This window comes from Demequina iriomotensis (assembly GCF_000971395.1).
Classification (GTDB): Bacteria; Actinomycetota; Actinomycetes; order Actinomycetales; family Demequinaceae; genus Demequina; species Demequina iriomotensis.
This window is the reverse complement of sequence record NZ_BBME01000010.1, coordinates 334,798-347,379: the sequence shown is the minus strand read 5'-3', so window position 1 is coordinate 347,379 and position 12,582 is coordinate 334,798. Positions and strand designations below refer to the sequence as shown.

General features: G+C 73.3%; 13 protein-coding genes. 7 read left to right on the top strand and 6 right to left on the bottom strand.

From position 1 onward, the window contains the following. Positions 1 to 123: 123 nt before the first annotated feature. The 4 genes from AOM09_RS05090 to AOM09_RS05075 are packed head-to-tail and all read left to right on the top strand — an operon-like array spanning position 124 to position 3,630. Positions 124 to 774 carry a biliverdin-producing heme oxygenase gene (locus AOM09_RS05090; protein ID WP_062385171.1) on the top strand — a complete coding sequence of 217 codons (651 nt, stop codon included), beginning with the start codon at positions 124 to 126 and terminating at the stop codon, positions 772 to 774. After that, on the top strand, positions 774 to 1,823 hold the full coding sequence (locus AOM09_RS05085; RefSeq protein WP_062385169.1) for a heme/hemin ABC transporter substrate-binding protein: 1,050 nt from the start codon (positions 774 to 776) through the stop codon (positions 1,821 to 1,823). The genes AOM09_RS05090 and AOM09_RS05085 overlap by 1 nt, the downstream gene beginning before the upstream one ends. Next, positions 1,820 to 2,863, top strand: coding sequence for a FecCD family ABC transporter permease (locus AOM09_RS05080; protein WP_062385167.1), 1,044 nt, complete (start codon positions 1,820 to 1,822; stop codon positions 2,861 to 2,863). The genes AOM09_RS05085 and AOM09_RS05080 overlap by 4 nt, the downstream gene beginning before the upstream one ends. Continuing rightward, on the top strand, positions 2,860 to 3,630 hold the full coding sequence (locus AOM09_RS05075; protein ID WP_082098853.1) for a heme ABC transporter ATP-binding protein: 771 nt from the start codon (positions 2,860 to 2,862) through the stop codon (positions 3,628 to 3,630). Before AOM09_RS05080 ends, AOM09_RS05075 begins: the two co-directional genes overlap by 4 nt. A gap of 174 nt (positions 3,631 to 3,804) precedes the next feature. Here the strand turns inward: AOM09_RS05075 and AOM09_RS05070 are convergent, their stop codons facing one another. The 5 genes from AOM09_RS05070 to AOM09_RS15330 all read right to left on the bottom strand — a co-directional run bounded on the left by AOM09_RS05070 (position 3,805) and on the right by AOM09_RS15330 (position 10,187). Further along, the gene (locus tag AOM09_RS05070) at positions 3,805 to 7,461 is read right to left on the bottom strand and encodes an HtaA domain-containing protein (protein ID WP_062385166.1); all 3,657 of its coding nucleotides are present in this window, start codon (positions 7,459 to 7,461) and stop codon (positions 3,805 to 3,807) included. A gap of 121 nt (positions 7,462 to 7,582) precedes the next feature. Next, the gene (locus AOM09_RS05065; RefSeq protein ID WP_062385163.1) at positions 7,583 to 8,839 is read right to left on the bottom strand and encodes an arginine deiminase; all 1,257 of its coding nucleotides are present in this window, start codon (positions 8,837 to 8,839) and stop codon (positions 7,583 to 7,585) included. Between the two features lie 77 nt (positions 8,840 to 8,916). Continuing rightward, positions 8,917 to 9,396, bottom strand: coding sequence for a CotH kinase family protein (locus tag AOM09_RS05060; RefSeq protein ID WP_062385161.1), 480 nt, complete (start codon positions 9,394 to 9,396; stop codon positions 8,917 to 8,919). 71 nt (positions 9,397 to 9,467) lie between these two features. Next, positions 9,468 to 9,842, bottom strand: a complete 375-nt coding sequence (locus tag AOM09_RS05055; RefSeq protein ID WP_062385158.1) for a PH domain-containing protein — start codon at positions 9,840 to 9,842, stop codon at positions 9,468 to 9,470. 171 nt (positions 9,843 to 10,013) lie between these two features. After that, positions 10,014 to 10,187: a DUF8730 family Cys-rich protein gene (locus AOM09_RS15330; RefSeq protein ID WP_169747615.1), complete on the bottom strand. Its 174-nt coding sequence runs from the start codon at positions 10,185 to 10,187 to the stop codon at positions 10,014 to 10,016. 118 nt (positions 10,188 to 10,305) lie between these two features. Here AOM09_RS15330 and AOM09_RS05050 point away from each other — a divergent pair, with 118 nt between their 5' ends. Genes AOM09_RS05050 through AOM09_RS05040 form a run of 3 tightly spaced genes read left to right on the top strand, consistent with a single transcriptional unit; the run spans position 10,306 to position 11,781 of the window. Continuing rightward, positions 10,306 to 10,845 carry a GNAT family N-acetyltransferase gene (locus tag AOM09_RS05050; protein WP_082098851.1) on the top strand — a complete coding sequence of 180 codons (540 nt, stop codon included), beginning with the start codon at positions 10,306 to 10,308 and terminating at the stop codon, positions 10,843 to 10,845. Between the two features lie 40 nt (positions 10,846 to 10,885). After that, positions 10,886 to 11,275 carry a ribonuclease E inhibitor RraB gene (locus AOM09_RS05045; RefSeq protein WP_062385153.1) on the top strand — a complete coding sequence of 130 codons (390 nt, stop codon included), beginning with the start codon at positions 10,886 to 10,888 and terminating at the stop codon, positions 11,273 to 11,275. Continuing rightward, positions 11,275 to 11,781 (top strand): GNAT family N-acetyltransferase, encoded by a 507-nt coding sequence (locus tag AOM09_RS05040; protein ID WP_062385151.1) that lies wholly within the window; start codon positions 11,275 to 11,277, stop codon positions 11,779 to 11,781. Before AOM09_RS05045 ends, AOM09_RS05040 begins: the two co-directional genes overlap by 1 nt. 12 nt (positions 11,782 to 11,793) lie before the next feature. On the opposite strand, the gene AOM09_RS15325 is transcribed toward AOM09_RS05040, so the two are convergent. Beyond that, the gene (locus AOM09_RS15325; protein ID WP_169747614.1) at positions 11,794 to 12,429 is read right to left on the bottom strand and encodes a response regulator transcription factor; all 636 of its coding nucleotides are present in this window, start codon (positions 12,427 to 12,429) and stop codon (positions 11,794 to 11,796) included. Between the last annotated feature and the right edge of the window lie 153 nt (positions 12,430 to 12,582).

The window sequence follows — 12,582 nt, the reverse complement described above, 5'->3', positions numbered from 1 at the left end:
GGCGTGTCCGCACCTACCGTGACCCCGGCACGGCCCCGACGACGTGGCCGAGCCGGGGTGTTTCGCTTCCCGCCGGCGGCGAATTACGTGACACGGCTATTGCGGAATTGGTAGGTTGCTCGCATGACTGCGACCGACGCCCCTTCGGGACTCTCCGCGCGCCTCCGCGAGGCCACCGCTCCCCAGCACCGTGACACCGAGTCGAGGGGCTTCATCACCCGGCTCATGGGTGGCGAGCTCGACCTCGCGGCCTACGTGCGCTACCTCGCGCAGTACACGTACGTCTACCGCGCGCTCGAGGCGCGCGCGCCGCAGCCGGGCGACCCGGGGTTCCTCGCGGACGCGGGCCTGCGGCGGGTGCCGTCGATGGAGGCGGACCTCGCCGAGCTCGGCGCGGGCGACTGGCAGGCCGAGCACCCCGCGCTGCCCGCGACGCAGGCGTACGTCGATCACCTCGGCGGCCTCGACGCGGCGGACACGCCCCGCTACATCGCGCACCACTACACGCGCTACCTGGGGGATCTCTCGGGAGGGCAGGCCATCGCGGCGCTGGTCGCGCGCCACTACGGCGCCACGGACGCGCAGCTGGGCTTCTACCGCTTCGAGTCGATCGACTCGCCCGTGCGCTACAAGCGCGACTATCGCGCCCAGCTCGACGCGCTCGCGCTCGATGCCGTGCAGGAGCGCGCGCTCATCGAGGAGGCGCAGGCGGCGTTCGACTTCAACGGTGCGATCTTCGACGCGCTGGGCGCGGACGCCCGCGCGGCCGCGTAGTGGCGCCTCGCCTCCTCGCGGCCCTCGTCGCGGCCGCGCTCGGACTGTCGGGCTGCGCCGCCGGCACGTCGGCGACCCACGCCGTGACCACCGCGGCGGCGGCGCGTGCCGACGTCGCGGGTCCCGCCACCGCCGTGCTCGCCGATCGCGGCGTCGCGGTCCTCGACGGCGCGGCGGACCCGGCGCTGCCCGTGTCGGTCGCGTCCCACGAGCGTGACGGCGACCGCGATGTCACGGTGTCCGACACGAGCCGCATCGTCGCCGTCGACATGACCGGGGCGATCGCCGCGACGGTGGTCGCGTTCGGCCTCGGGGGGAGCATCGTCGGCCGCGATACCGCCGCCGAGCTGCCCGGTCTCGAGGACGTGCCGGTGGTCACGGGCGCGAGCCACACGCTCACGCCCGAGGCGGTGCTCGCGCTCGAGCCGTCGGTGGTGATCACGGACGGCAGCATCGGCCCGTCCGACGCGGTCGCGCAGGTGCGCGACGCCGGCATCCCGGTGGTCTACGTCGACAACGAGGACGGCTTCGCCGGCGCAGGCGAGCTCGCGCGGCAGGTGGGCGCCGCCCTGGGGGTCCCCGACCCCGGGGCCGCCCTGGCCGACCGGATCGCCGCCGAGGTCGCGCAGGCCGCCGCCGACGTCGCGGACCTCGCGGCGCGCGAGCCCGAGCCGTTGCGCATGGCGTTCCTCTATCTGAGGGGCTCGGCCGGCGTCTACTACATGTTCGGCGACGAGTCCGGGGCGGACGATCTCATCGACGCCCTGGGCGGGGTCGACGCCGCGGCCGACGCCGGCATCCGCGGCATGCAGCCGCTGACCGACGAGGCCATGCTCGCCGCCGACCCGGACGTCATCCTGGTGATGACCAAGGGCCTCGAGTCCGTGGGCGGCATCGACGGGCTCCTCGCGGAGCGGCCCGCGATCGCGCTGACGAGCGCGGGGGAGAACCGGCGCATCGTCGACATGGACGATCACGACATCCTCGCGTTCGGGCCCCGCTCCGCCGCGATCGTCGAGGCGCTCGCCGCAGCGGTCTACGGCGGGTGAGCGCGCGCATACGCCGCGCCGTCGTCGTCTGCGCGGCGCTGGGGGTCGCGCTCGTCGCCGGGGTGCTGGTCTCGGCCGCCGTCGGGCAGCTCGCGATCTCGCCCGCCGAGGTGGTGGGGGCGGCGCTCGAGGGCGTCGGCCTCCCCACCGCGTGGGCTCCGGTCGACGACGTGACGACGCAGGCGCTGTGGCAGATCCGCTTCCCTCGGGTCGCCATGAGCGTGCTCGTCGGCGCGGCGCTCGCGGTGGCGGGCGCGGTGATGCAGGCGATCTTCGGCAACCCGCTCGCCGAGCCGGGCGTGGTCGGCGTCTCGTCCGGCGCGGCGCTGGGCGCCGCGCTCGCGATCGTCACGGGCGCGGCGCTCGGCTCGGTGGCGTCGGTCGCGGGCTTCGCCTTCGCCGGCGGCGTGGGCGTGACGCTGCTGGTCTACGCGATGGCACGGGCGAACGGTCGCACCGAGGTGGTGACGCTCCTGCTCACCGGCATCGCGGTGAACGCGTTCGCGGGCGCGGGGCTGGCGCTGCTGCTGTTCGTCGGGGACTCGGCCGCTCGCGAGCAGATCGTGTTCTGGCAGCTGGGCAGCCTCAACGGCACGCGCTGGCCCGAGGTCGCGGTGGTCGCCGTGCTCGCGGCCGCGGGCGTCGCGGTGGCGCTCGTGCTCGCGCCCCGATACGACCTGCTCGCGCTGGGGGAGCGCACCGCCTCGCACCTCGGTGTGCGGGTCGAGCGCCTGCGCATCGTCTCGATCCTCGTCGTCGCCGTGCTCACCGGCGCCGCGGTCGCGTACGCCGGCATCATCTCCTTCGTCGGGCTCGTGGTGCCGCACCTCATGCGGCTCGTGCTGGGCCCCGCGCATCGTGCCCTGCTGGGCGCGAGCGCGCTCGGCGGCGCCGTGCTGCTCACCTACGCCGACGTCGCGGCGCGCACCCTCGTCACGGGTGCCGAGCTGCCGATCGGGCTGCTCACGTCGCTGGTGGGCGGGCCGTTCTTCTTCTGGCTGCTGCGCCGTCAGCGCACGCGGTCGGGAGGCTGGGCGTGACCGCCGCGATCCACGCGCGCGACGTCACCGTGCGGGCGGGCGGCGCCACGCTCGTCGACCAGGTCACGCTCGACGTGCGCCACGGCGAGCTGCTCGCGCTGATGGGGCCCAACGGTGCCGGCAAGTCGACGCTGCTGTCCGCGCTGTCGGGCGAGCGGGACCTCGCCGGCGGGCTGGTCGAGCTCGACGGGCGGCCGCTGTCCGCCTGGGCTCCGGGGCCGCTCGCGCGCGAGCGCGCGGTCCTCACGCAGGACAACCAGGTGGCGTTCGCGTTCACCGTGCGCGAGGTGGTCGCGATGGGGCGCAGCCCGTGGCGCGCTCGACCCGAGGCGGAGGACGACGATGCGGTGATCGCCGAGTCCCTCGCGCGGGCCGACGTCGCGCACCTCGCCGAGCGTGCCTTCACGTCGTTGTCCGGAGGCGAGCGTGCGCGGGTGTCGCTCGCGCGGGTGCTCGCGCAGCGCACGCCGGTGGTCATGCTCGACGAGCCCACCGCGGCGCTTGACATCCGTCACCAGGAGGAGGTCTTCGCGCTCGCGCGCGAGCTCGCACGCGGCGGGAGCGCCGTGGTGGTCGTGGTGCACGATCTGTCGCTCGCCGCGGCCTACTCCGACCGCATAGCCGTGCTCGACCGTGCGCGGCTCGCGGGCCTGGGGTCGCCGCGCGAGGTCCTGGTCCCGGAGCTGCTCGAGCCGGTCTACGGACTCGGCGTGCGCGTCATCGAGGACCCGGACACGGGCCTCCCCGTGGTGCTCCCGAAGCGCTGACCGCCCCCTCGCTCCCTGGACACTTCCCACGGAGTTGACCGCGACACGCCGATGATCGGGGCGTATTCGGGCCCGCGCGCGGCGTGTCGCGGCGAGATCCGTTGGCACTGTCCGGAGAGGGGGATGCGACGGCGCCCCCGACCGTGCGGTCGGGGGCGCCGTCGTCCCTGCGGCTCAGGCCTTGCGGGAGCGCCTCACCGCGAACGCCACGCCCGCTGCGACCAGCGCGAGCGCGCCCGCGGCCCACGGCCACCAGGTCACGGAACCCTCGTCGGTCGTCGTCGCCTCGGACTCCGCCGCGGCTTGGTCCTCGACCGCGACGGTCGGGTCGGCGGCCTCGGCGCTCGGCTCCTCGGTCGGCTCGGCGACCACCTCCGGGGCCGGGAGCCCGGCCACGACCCCGGCGCAGGCCTGGGCGCTCGTGAGCGTGAGGGTGACCGTGTCGAGCGCCTCGCCGGCGGGGTAGGTCCCGAACGCCTCGGAGCCCGCCGCGGTCAGCGTCGCCGGGATGCCCGCGACCGTGACCACGTCGCCGTCCACCGAGACGTCGCCGGCCGCCATGTCGAGCGCCGCGAACGCGACACCCTCCGCGTCGACCTCGGTGCCGTCCTGGCGATCGCCGCTCACGTCGACCAGCAGGGTCGCGACGCCGCCGCTCACGTCGAGGGTCGGGTTCGCGAGCGTCGTGTCGAGCGCGCCGTCATGCCCGGTGAAGCGCACGGACCCGGTGAAGGCCACCGCTCCGCTCACGGGGTCGGTGTCGAGCGCGCCGGCACCCGGCCACGTGAACGCGCCGGCCTCCTCCGTGACGCCGGTGAGGGTCCAGCCCCCGTTCGCGATGGTGCCCTCGATGTATGCGCGGAAGGAGTCCTTGACACCCCAGGCGAGGGTCGCATCGTCCACCGTGCACATGGTGCGCGCCGGGATGTCGAGCACCACGCCGAAGCTCTCCGAGCCCTGGAACGTCAGGGTGTGCGTGCCCACGAGCGAGCCGGGGAGCGCACCGGTCCAGGTGACGTAGCCTTCCGCGTCGGCCGTGAGGTCCTCCGCGAGCACCGTGGGTGTCGAGTAGACGACGACGCGGATGCCCGTCTCGTGGGGCGCGAAGCCGCCCACGCGTAGCGTGACCGTCTCGCCGGAGATGAGCGCCGCCCGGGTCGCGTCGTCGAGCACGATGCCGGTGGTCGCCGGAGGTGCCGCCGGCACCTCGGTCGAGGAGGACGATGCGGCGGGGGCCGCCGTCGACACCGTGGTGGTGGAGCCGCGGCCCGCCGTGGCGGAGCCGGTGCCCACGCTGAACGTCACGGGATCGAGCGCGCGACCTGCGGCGTAGAAGCCGTCGAACGCGACGGCGCCCGCGGCGGTGAGGGTGGCGGGGACGTTCGACCACAGGACTGCGCCGTCGACCGTGGAGCGGCCGCCGGCAGCGAGGTGGAGCGTCGCGAAGTCGACGCGGGTGCCGTCGACCTCGACGCTCAGCGTCGCGCCGGTCGAGCCGAGCCGGACGTACGGGTTCGCCACCGTGAGGTTCAGCGCACCGTGGTGGCCCGTGAACGTGACCGCGCCGGCGTAGCGTGCCGTACCCGTCTGCTTCGAGGCGTCGGCGTCGCCGCCGGACTGGGTGAAGGTGAACGCGCCGTTCGACGCGGTCGCGCCCGTGACGGAGATCGCGCCCTGCGCGATCGAGCCCGTGACGTACGAGCGGAAGCCGGCGTCGACGCCCCAGGTGAGGCGGCCGACGGTCGCGGTGCCGCCCTGGGAGCCCGAGCCTGAGCCGGATCCGCTGGAGCCGGAGCCGCCGTCGGTGCCCGAGCCCGAGCCGTCACCGGAACCGCCGGAGCCGGAACCACCCGAGCCGCCGCCCGAGCCGCCGGAGCCGCCGCCCGAGCCGGAACCGGCGTCGCCCGCGAAGCTCACCGGCACCAGCTGGTCGAGCGAGTAGTCACCGGGGAAGGTGTGCGCGAGGCGCACGAACACGCCGCACTCGACGCCGGAGGCGGTGCAGTCGACGTCGCCGAACGCGCTCGCGACGTCCAGCGTCGTCTCGAAGGTCCACGTGCCGTCGGTCACGGCGCCCGTGGCGGGCTGGCCGTACACCGACGTGTGCATGAGCCACGCCTGGCGGGAGGGGTCGCACAGGTCGCCGGACGGGCGGCCCGCGGCCGTGCCAGGCTCCGCGCCGGTCGCGGCGCAGTACATGAGGTAGACCGACGTGTCGGCGCCTCCCACCTGGGCGGGCAGCGAGCCGGTCACGGTGACGGTGTCGCCGTCCGCGAGACCCGAGACCGGGGTGACGGCGATGCCCGACCCGGCCGGCGCATCGTCCGACGCGAAGGCGATCGGCGTCGCGGTCTCGAACGGCGCGTGCTTCGCGCCGCCGGCGGCGTAGGTGTAGACGCCCCAGTCGCCCTCGACGGCGTCGAGCTCGGACTTGACGACCTCGAGGGTGGTGGTGAAGGTGCCGCTGCCGTCGATCGCGACGGCGCCGGCGGCGGTGCCGCCGATGGTGTCGACCTCCGCGGCGGGCACGGCCCACCGGACGTCCGAGTTCGGGCGCGCGGACGATGCGGCGCCCGCGGTGGGCTGCCAGACGTCCGCGAACTTGCCCACCGCGACGTACGCGCCGGTGAACTTGCCCGCGAGCGGCGGGTACTTGCCGGTGGTGGCGGCGCCGGCGGGGAGGAAGTTGCGGCCCTCGACGGCGAGCGTCGCGACGTCGTCGAGCCCCTCGGTCGGGGTGACGGTGACGCGCGGCGCGAACGTGAGGAGGGTCTCGGTCTCGAACGGTGCGTAGACGGCGCCGCCCGCGGCGTAGGTGTAGACGCCCCAGTCGCCCTCGACGGCGTCGAGCTCGTCGTCGGCGACGTCGAAGGTGACGGAGAAGGCGCCCTCGTCGGTGAGCTCGATCGCGCCGGCGGCGGTGCCGCCGACGGTGGCCATGCTCGCCGCGGGCAGCGCCCACGCGGTGTGGGCGTTCTTGCGCGCGGACGATGCGGCGCCCGCGCTGGGCTGCCAGGTCTCGGCGAACTTGCCGACCGTGACGTAGATGCCGGTGAACCTCCCTGCGAGAGGCGGGCGGACGCCCGTGGTGGCCGGGTCGGCGGGCAGGAACCCGGTGCCGGTGACGGTGATGGTGTCGCCGGTGCCGTCGAGCTGCGCGGTGCGGTCGACCGCGACCTCGGGCGTCGCCGGGGCGGGTGTCTCGGTCTCCTCGACCTCGGGCTCGTCGGTCTCCTCGACCTCGGGCTCGTCCGTGGGGTCGGTCTCCGGCGTGGTCGTGTCGCCCGCGGGGAGCGAGAACGTCACGGGGTCCATCGCGGTGCCGGTCGGGTAGCTGACGAACGCGGCCGCGCCCTGGGCCGTGAGCACGGCGGGCACGCCGGTGAACGTCACGAGGCCGCTAGCGACGGTGGGTGCGACGCCGGAGAGGTCGAGCGTGGCGACGGGGATGGGCGTCCCGCCGACCGTCGCGGAGAGCGTGCCGGTGGTACCGGAGACGCTCACGGACGGATCGGCGATCTCAAGGTGCAGGGCGCCGCCGTGCGCGTCGAAGATGACGGCTCCCGCGAAGGCCCCGGACGCTTCGTCACCCGCGGTGAAGGGGAAGGTGGTGGCGGCGCCGTCGTCCGTCGCGGGGGAGGAGACGGAGATGGTGCCGGCGCCCGCGATGTACGAGCGGAACGAGGACTTGACGCCCCACACCAGCGACGGCGCGGCGTCCGCGGCGCGTGCGGGCAGGGCGATCAGCGTGGTGGAGAGCAACAGCGCGAGCAGCGCACCGGCGATGATTCCGGGCGCGCGCAGGCGCGCGTCGATGACGCGTGAGAGCACGGGAACTCCTGGTGAGGACGGGGGCGCGGGAGGCGCCGGGGAGAGGCGGGTGAGGCTTGCCTTACCGGCACCCTAGCGGGCGCGATGCGTAAAACGCAACATCACTGTTGCGTAAAAGAGATTAGGCGTCGCGCAGCAGCGGCTGGGTCATGCAGTGCGCGCCGCCGCGGCCGCGTCCCAGCTCCGCACCCACGATCTCGAGCACCTCGACCCCGGCGGAGCGGAGCTCCTCGTTGGTGTGGGTGTTGCGGTCGTATGCCACCACCACGCCGGGCTCGAGCGCGAGCAGGTTGTTGCCCGAATCCCACTGCTGGCGCTCGGATGCGTAGCGGTCGCCGCCCGTGGCGATGACGCGCAGGTCGACGCCGAGCGCCTCGGCGACCACGTCGACGAAGGGACGCTCGTCGCGGCGCACGTCGAGCATCGTCGGCGCCGGCGCCTCGCGGATCACGTAGGTCTCGATCTCGTCGATGATCCCGGGGAACACGGTGCAGATGTCGCGGTCCGCAAGCGTGAACACGGTGTCGAGGTGCATCGCGGAGCGCAGCCGGGGCATCTTCGCCACGATCACCTGCTCCGCGCCCTCGCCGAGGAACAGCTCCATCGCGAGCTGGGTGATGGCCTGGCGCGAGGATCTCTCCGACATCCCCACCAGGACCGTGCCGTTGCCGACGGGCATGACGTCGCCGCCCTCGAGCGTCGCGAGCCCGTTGGAGAGCTCGGGGTCGCCCCACCACACGTTCACCGCGTCGGCGAAGTCGGGGTGGAAGGAGTAGACGGCCTTCATCACGAGCGTCTCGGCGTGCCGCGCGGACCAGTAGAGCGGGTTGAGCGTGACGCCGCCGTAGATCCACGAGGTCGTGTCGCGGGTGAAGAGCGTGTTCGGCAGGGGAGGGAGCAGGTAGTCGCGCATGCCGGACTCCTCGCGCACCAGCTGGATGCCCGGCGGCGAGAAGTCGCGCGGGAGGTCGAGCGTCGACAGGCCGCCGATGATGTGGCGCGCGAGCTCGAGCGAGTCGAGCTCGTCGAGGTACGCGCGGATGTCCGTCGCGAGGCCCAGCCCGACCTCGTCGGGCGTGACCTTCCGGTCGAGCAGCCATGCGCGAGCGCCGGGCAGGGCGAGGGTCTCCGCGAGCAGCGTGTGCAGCTCCTTGACCTCGATGTCGCGATCCCGCATGAGCTGCACGAACGCGGCGTGGTCGCGCTCGGCGTTCTCGACCCACATGACGTCGTCGAACAGCAGATCCTGGCAGTTCGACGGCGTGAGCCGGTGGTGCGCGAGCCCGGGCGAGCACGTGAGCACCTTGTGCAGGCGGCCGACCTCGGAATGGACGCCGTACTCGGGGAGCGTGATCGCCGGGGCGGTGATGTCCGACATGGTGGCCGACCTTCCTGCGCGGTGATTCGAACCTAGCAGGGGGGACGATGCGCGGGCCGAGCACGGCGCATCGTCCGTCAGGCTCGCTGAGGCTCGCGCATCGCGGCGGGCAGCTCGGCCGCGTGGAGGCGTGTCGCGTGTCGACGCAGCACGCGCGCGGCGACGCGGGCGCTCGCATCGTCCTCGCCCGAGGCGACGAGCGCATCGGTGAGACGCTCGAGCTCGGCGTCGACGCGTGCCGCGAAGTCGGGCTGCGTGAGGAAGCGCTCCGCGAGCAGCCGCGCCGCGGCGGCGTCGCCGAGGCCCTGCCGGGTGCCCACCGAGACGTCGAGCGTCCAGTCGACCACGGCGAGGGCGCCGGTGGTGGTGTCGACGCACACGTACGCGTGCCCGCCCGGCTGGGTGGGCGCGTCGTAGCTGTCGACGATCTCCTGGAAGGCGAGGTAGCTCGCGAACGCATCGATGTCGAGCGCGTGCGAGAGGCGATCCGCGAACACCGCGTCGTCTGCGGCGTCGAGGATCCGGTCGAGGGCGGGGGAGAATGTCCGGTTCGTCATGCACCTCATCCCATCAACGGTGTCTGGGAGCGCGCTGAGAGGTGGCAGGGGGTAGGCCGGGAGCGCGAGGCTCAGAGCACGTAGTGGCCGATGAGCTTCGCGAGGTAGGCGACGTCGGTGCTGCCGGCGAACTCGAACTTCACCTTGCCGAGCGCGGAGAAGTAGACCTCGAGCTCGGCATCACGGTCGAAGGTGCCGGCGGTCTCGACCGAGAAGGCCTGGATCCGGTTGTAGGGCAGCGAGGTGAAGTCCTTCTTCTTGCCGGTCATGCCCTGCACGTTGAGGGCGATGATGCGCTTGGTGGTGAAGACCACCATGTCGCGCATGCCGCGGAACGCCATCATGATCTGCTCGCCGTCGAGCAGGAGGGAGGCGAACTGGCCGTCCGCGTTTGCGGGGTCGACGCGCGAGAGCTTGATGAACGAGGGGTTCTGAAAGTCGATCATGCCTGTCCAGGGGTGGGGGATGAGGGCTGGACGAGCATAACGGCACGCTGTGCCGCCCGGTGCGGGCCAAGGTCCCCCGAAAGGCGAAGGCCCCGCCGCGGTCCGGTGGGACGGCGGCGGGGCCTTGCGGTCGGCGCGCCGGGGTTGAGAACCCGCGCGTCCGTGCGCGGGTCAGCGCGAGAAGATGCCCGAGAACATCGAGCCGAACGAGCTTCCGGAGCCGCCGCCCTGGTCGCACGTGCAGCGCTGGTCGTTCGGGACGCCGGCCAGGGCCTGGTCGACGTGCTGGCCGCAGCCGGTCCAGGTCGCTTTGCCGCACTGGCTGCAGGTGATGCGAGAGCACATGGGATTCTCCTCGGGGTTGTAGGTTCGCGGCCGGGAGAGGGGGGCTTCCGGCCGCGTCCCCCTCAGTATGCATACCCCTGGGGGTATATGTCAAGGGCTCGGGTGATACGGTCCCCCTATGCCGGAAAGAGCGCCGTCGTCCACGGTCGAGCGCATCGTCATGGTCGCCCCCGTCGATGCGATCCTGCAAGCCGCGCAGCCGTGGCCGCACGTGCGGGCCATGGTGCCGGAGGATATCCCGTGGGTCGCGGCCGCAGCGTGGGAGTGCTATCCCCGGCGCACGCCGTTCGACACCTGGGACGGCGTGGTCGAGCTCACGCAGTCGATGTTCCGCAACGAGGCCGGCGAGTTCATGCCGGTGGCGTCGCCGGTCGCGCTCACGGAGGACGACTACATCGCGGGATTCGTCACGGCCGTCTACCGCTGCACCCTCCGGGACGACCTCCCGGACTGCCCGTACATCCTCGACTGCATCACGCTGCCGGACCATCGGCGTCGAGGCGTGGCCGCGGGGCTGCTCGCCGCCTCGGCGCGCGCCCTCAAGGCCGTGGGTGAGCGCGAGGTGGCGCTCACCGTGTACGACGACAACGAGGCGGGCAAGGCGCTGTACTCGCGGCTCGGCTTCGTCGAGGTCATGCGCCGTCCCGCATCGTCCTGAGCGGTCGGGGTCCCGGGTCAGGCGCGGCTAGCGTGGAGCCATGGGTTTCCTCACCAAGGTCTTCGGCGGGCGCAAGCGCGTGGGCCCCTTCGAGCTGTGGAGCGACGATGCGGAGCAGCTCGACGCGATGATCGCCCGTGGCGCCGAGGCCGAGGCCCCGCGCGAGTCGGAGTTCTTCCTCAGCTTCACGTCCGAGCCGCGCGTCCGCGCCGCGGCCGATGAGCTCCGGGCGATGCGCGTGAGCCACGAGCTGGTCGAGCCGAGCCATGACATCCCCGAGTGGATGCTGTTCGTGCGCGCGTACCGGACGCCGCTGGTGCCCGACTTCCTGCGCGAGACCGTCGACCTGTGCGAGCGCATCGCCGAGAAGCACGGCGGCGACTACGAGGGCTGGGCCGGGCTGCTCACCGACGCGGAGAAGGGGCTCTGATGGGCTACCGGATCCGCCGCTGGACCGACGCGGACCTGCCGGTGCTGGTCGACGCGAACGTGCCCGAGATGATGGAGCACCTCGCCGGTCCCGAGACGCCCGCGCGCGTGCGGCGCCGCCACGAGCAGTACATCCGCGGCTGGGACTCCGGCCGCCCGCACATGTTCACGGTGCGCAGGGACGATGCGCCGGTCGCCGTGGGCTCGGTCGGCTGGTGGGAGTCGGAGTGGGACGGCGCGCCGTGCCTCGAGGCCGGGTGGATGATCCTCCCGCGCTTCCAGCGCCAGGGCGCCGCGACGGCCGGGGTGCGGCTGGTCGTCGACGAGGCGCGTAGGAGCGCGCTCGCCGGCGGGCTCCCGACCGTGCTGATGGCGTGCCCGAACGTCGACAACGTCGCCTCGAACGCGCTGTGCCGGACGCTGGGCTTCATCGATCGCGGGACCATGGAGGACGAGTACCGCGGGGTGCCGATGACCCTGAAGGTGTGGACGCTGGACTTCGCGTGACCGTCGCGTCCGTCACCCCTCGACGATGAGCCCGTCCTCGTAGGCGCGCTCCAGCAGCTCGATACGGGTGGCGGCTGTCCGTCCCGCGCGCCGGTACTTGGCCCGGATGCGGCGCAGGTGCTCGAGGACGGAGTTGGGCGAGATGCCCAGGACGGTCGCGACCTCGCGCGCGGTGGCGCCGCCGGCGTAGAGCGCGAGCACGTGCTGTTCGCGCTCGGTGAGCCTCGCATGCGCGGGGCCGTCGTTTTCGGGGGCGGGGGGCGCAGGCGGCCTCGCGGCGGCCGTGCGGACCGCGCGCGCGAGCGCGTCGGGCTCGTCCTCCTTGGCGACGGTCGCGGCGGCACCTGCGCGACGGGCGGCGCGGGCGAGGGCTTCGTCCCCCCGCATCGTGAGCGCGACCACGGGGACGCCGTGGCGGACGAGGCTGGCGACGCTCACCGCTGCGACGCTCGCATCCTCGAGGCGCAGGTCGAGCACCACCACGTCCGCGTCCGGGCGCAGCAGGTCGACGGCTGCGAGCGACCGCTCCCATCGCACCACGCGGAGGTCCGCCTCGGATGCGGCGACGGCACGAATCCCCGCGGCGAGCAGTGGGTGGTCGACGACGGCGAGCACGCGCACGGGTGCTGAAGTCCGTCGGGTCTGCATGAGGCGCAACCTAGCCGATCTAGACAGTTGTAAGCCAGGGGCATCACAACGTATTGCGAGGAAAACGGCGGAATGTCGACTCGTCGTCGCTTCTGGGGTCGCAGGAATTGGGGGCTTGATGGGGTGTGCTCCCCCTCGAATACTTGCGCTCAG

Bases quoted from the DNA above. Each gene is read 5' to 3' on its own strand.
- AOM09_RS05065 (WP_062385163.1), bottom strand. From the start codon at position 8,839: ATGTCGGACATCACCGCCCCGGCGATCACGCTCCCCGAGTACGGCGTC.
- AOM09_RS05045 (WP_062385153.1), top strand. From the start codon at position 10,886: ATGGGTTTCCTCACCAAGGTCTTCGGCGGGCGCAAGCGCGTGGGCCCC.
- AOM09_RS15325 (WP_169747614.1), bottom strand. From the start codon at position 12,429: ATGCAGACCCGACGGACTTCAGCACCCGTGCGCGTGCTCGCCGTCGTC.
- AOM09_RS05050 (WP_082098851.1), top strand. From the start codon at position 10,306: ATGCCGGAAAGAGCGCCGTCGTCCACGGTCGAGCGCATCGTCATGGTC.
- AOM09_RS05060 (WP_062385161.1), bottom strand. From the start codon at position 9,396: ATGACGAACCGGACATTCTCCCCCGCCCTCGACCGGATCCTCGACGCC.
- AOM09_RS05090 (WP_062385171.1), top strand. From the start codon at position 124: ATGACTGCGACCGACGCCCCTTCGGGACTCTCCGCGCGCCTCCGCGAG.
- AOM09_RS15330 (WP_169747615.1), bottom strand. From the start codon at position 10,187: ATGTGCTCTCGCATCACCTGCAGCCAGTGCGGCAAAGCGACCTGGACC.
- AOM09_RS05040 (WP_062385151.1), top strand. From the start codon at position 11,275: ATGGGCTACCGGATCCGCCGCTGGACCGACGCGGACCTGCCGGTGCTG.
- AOM09_RS05055 (WP_062385158.1), bottom strand. From the start codon at position 9,842: ATGATCGACTTTCAGAACCCCTCGTTCATCAAGCTCTCGCGCGTCGAC.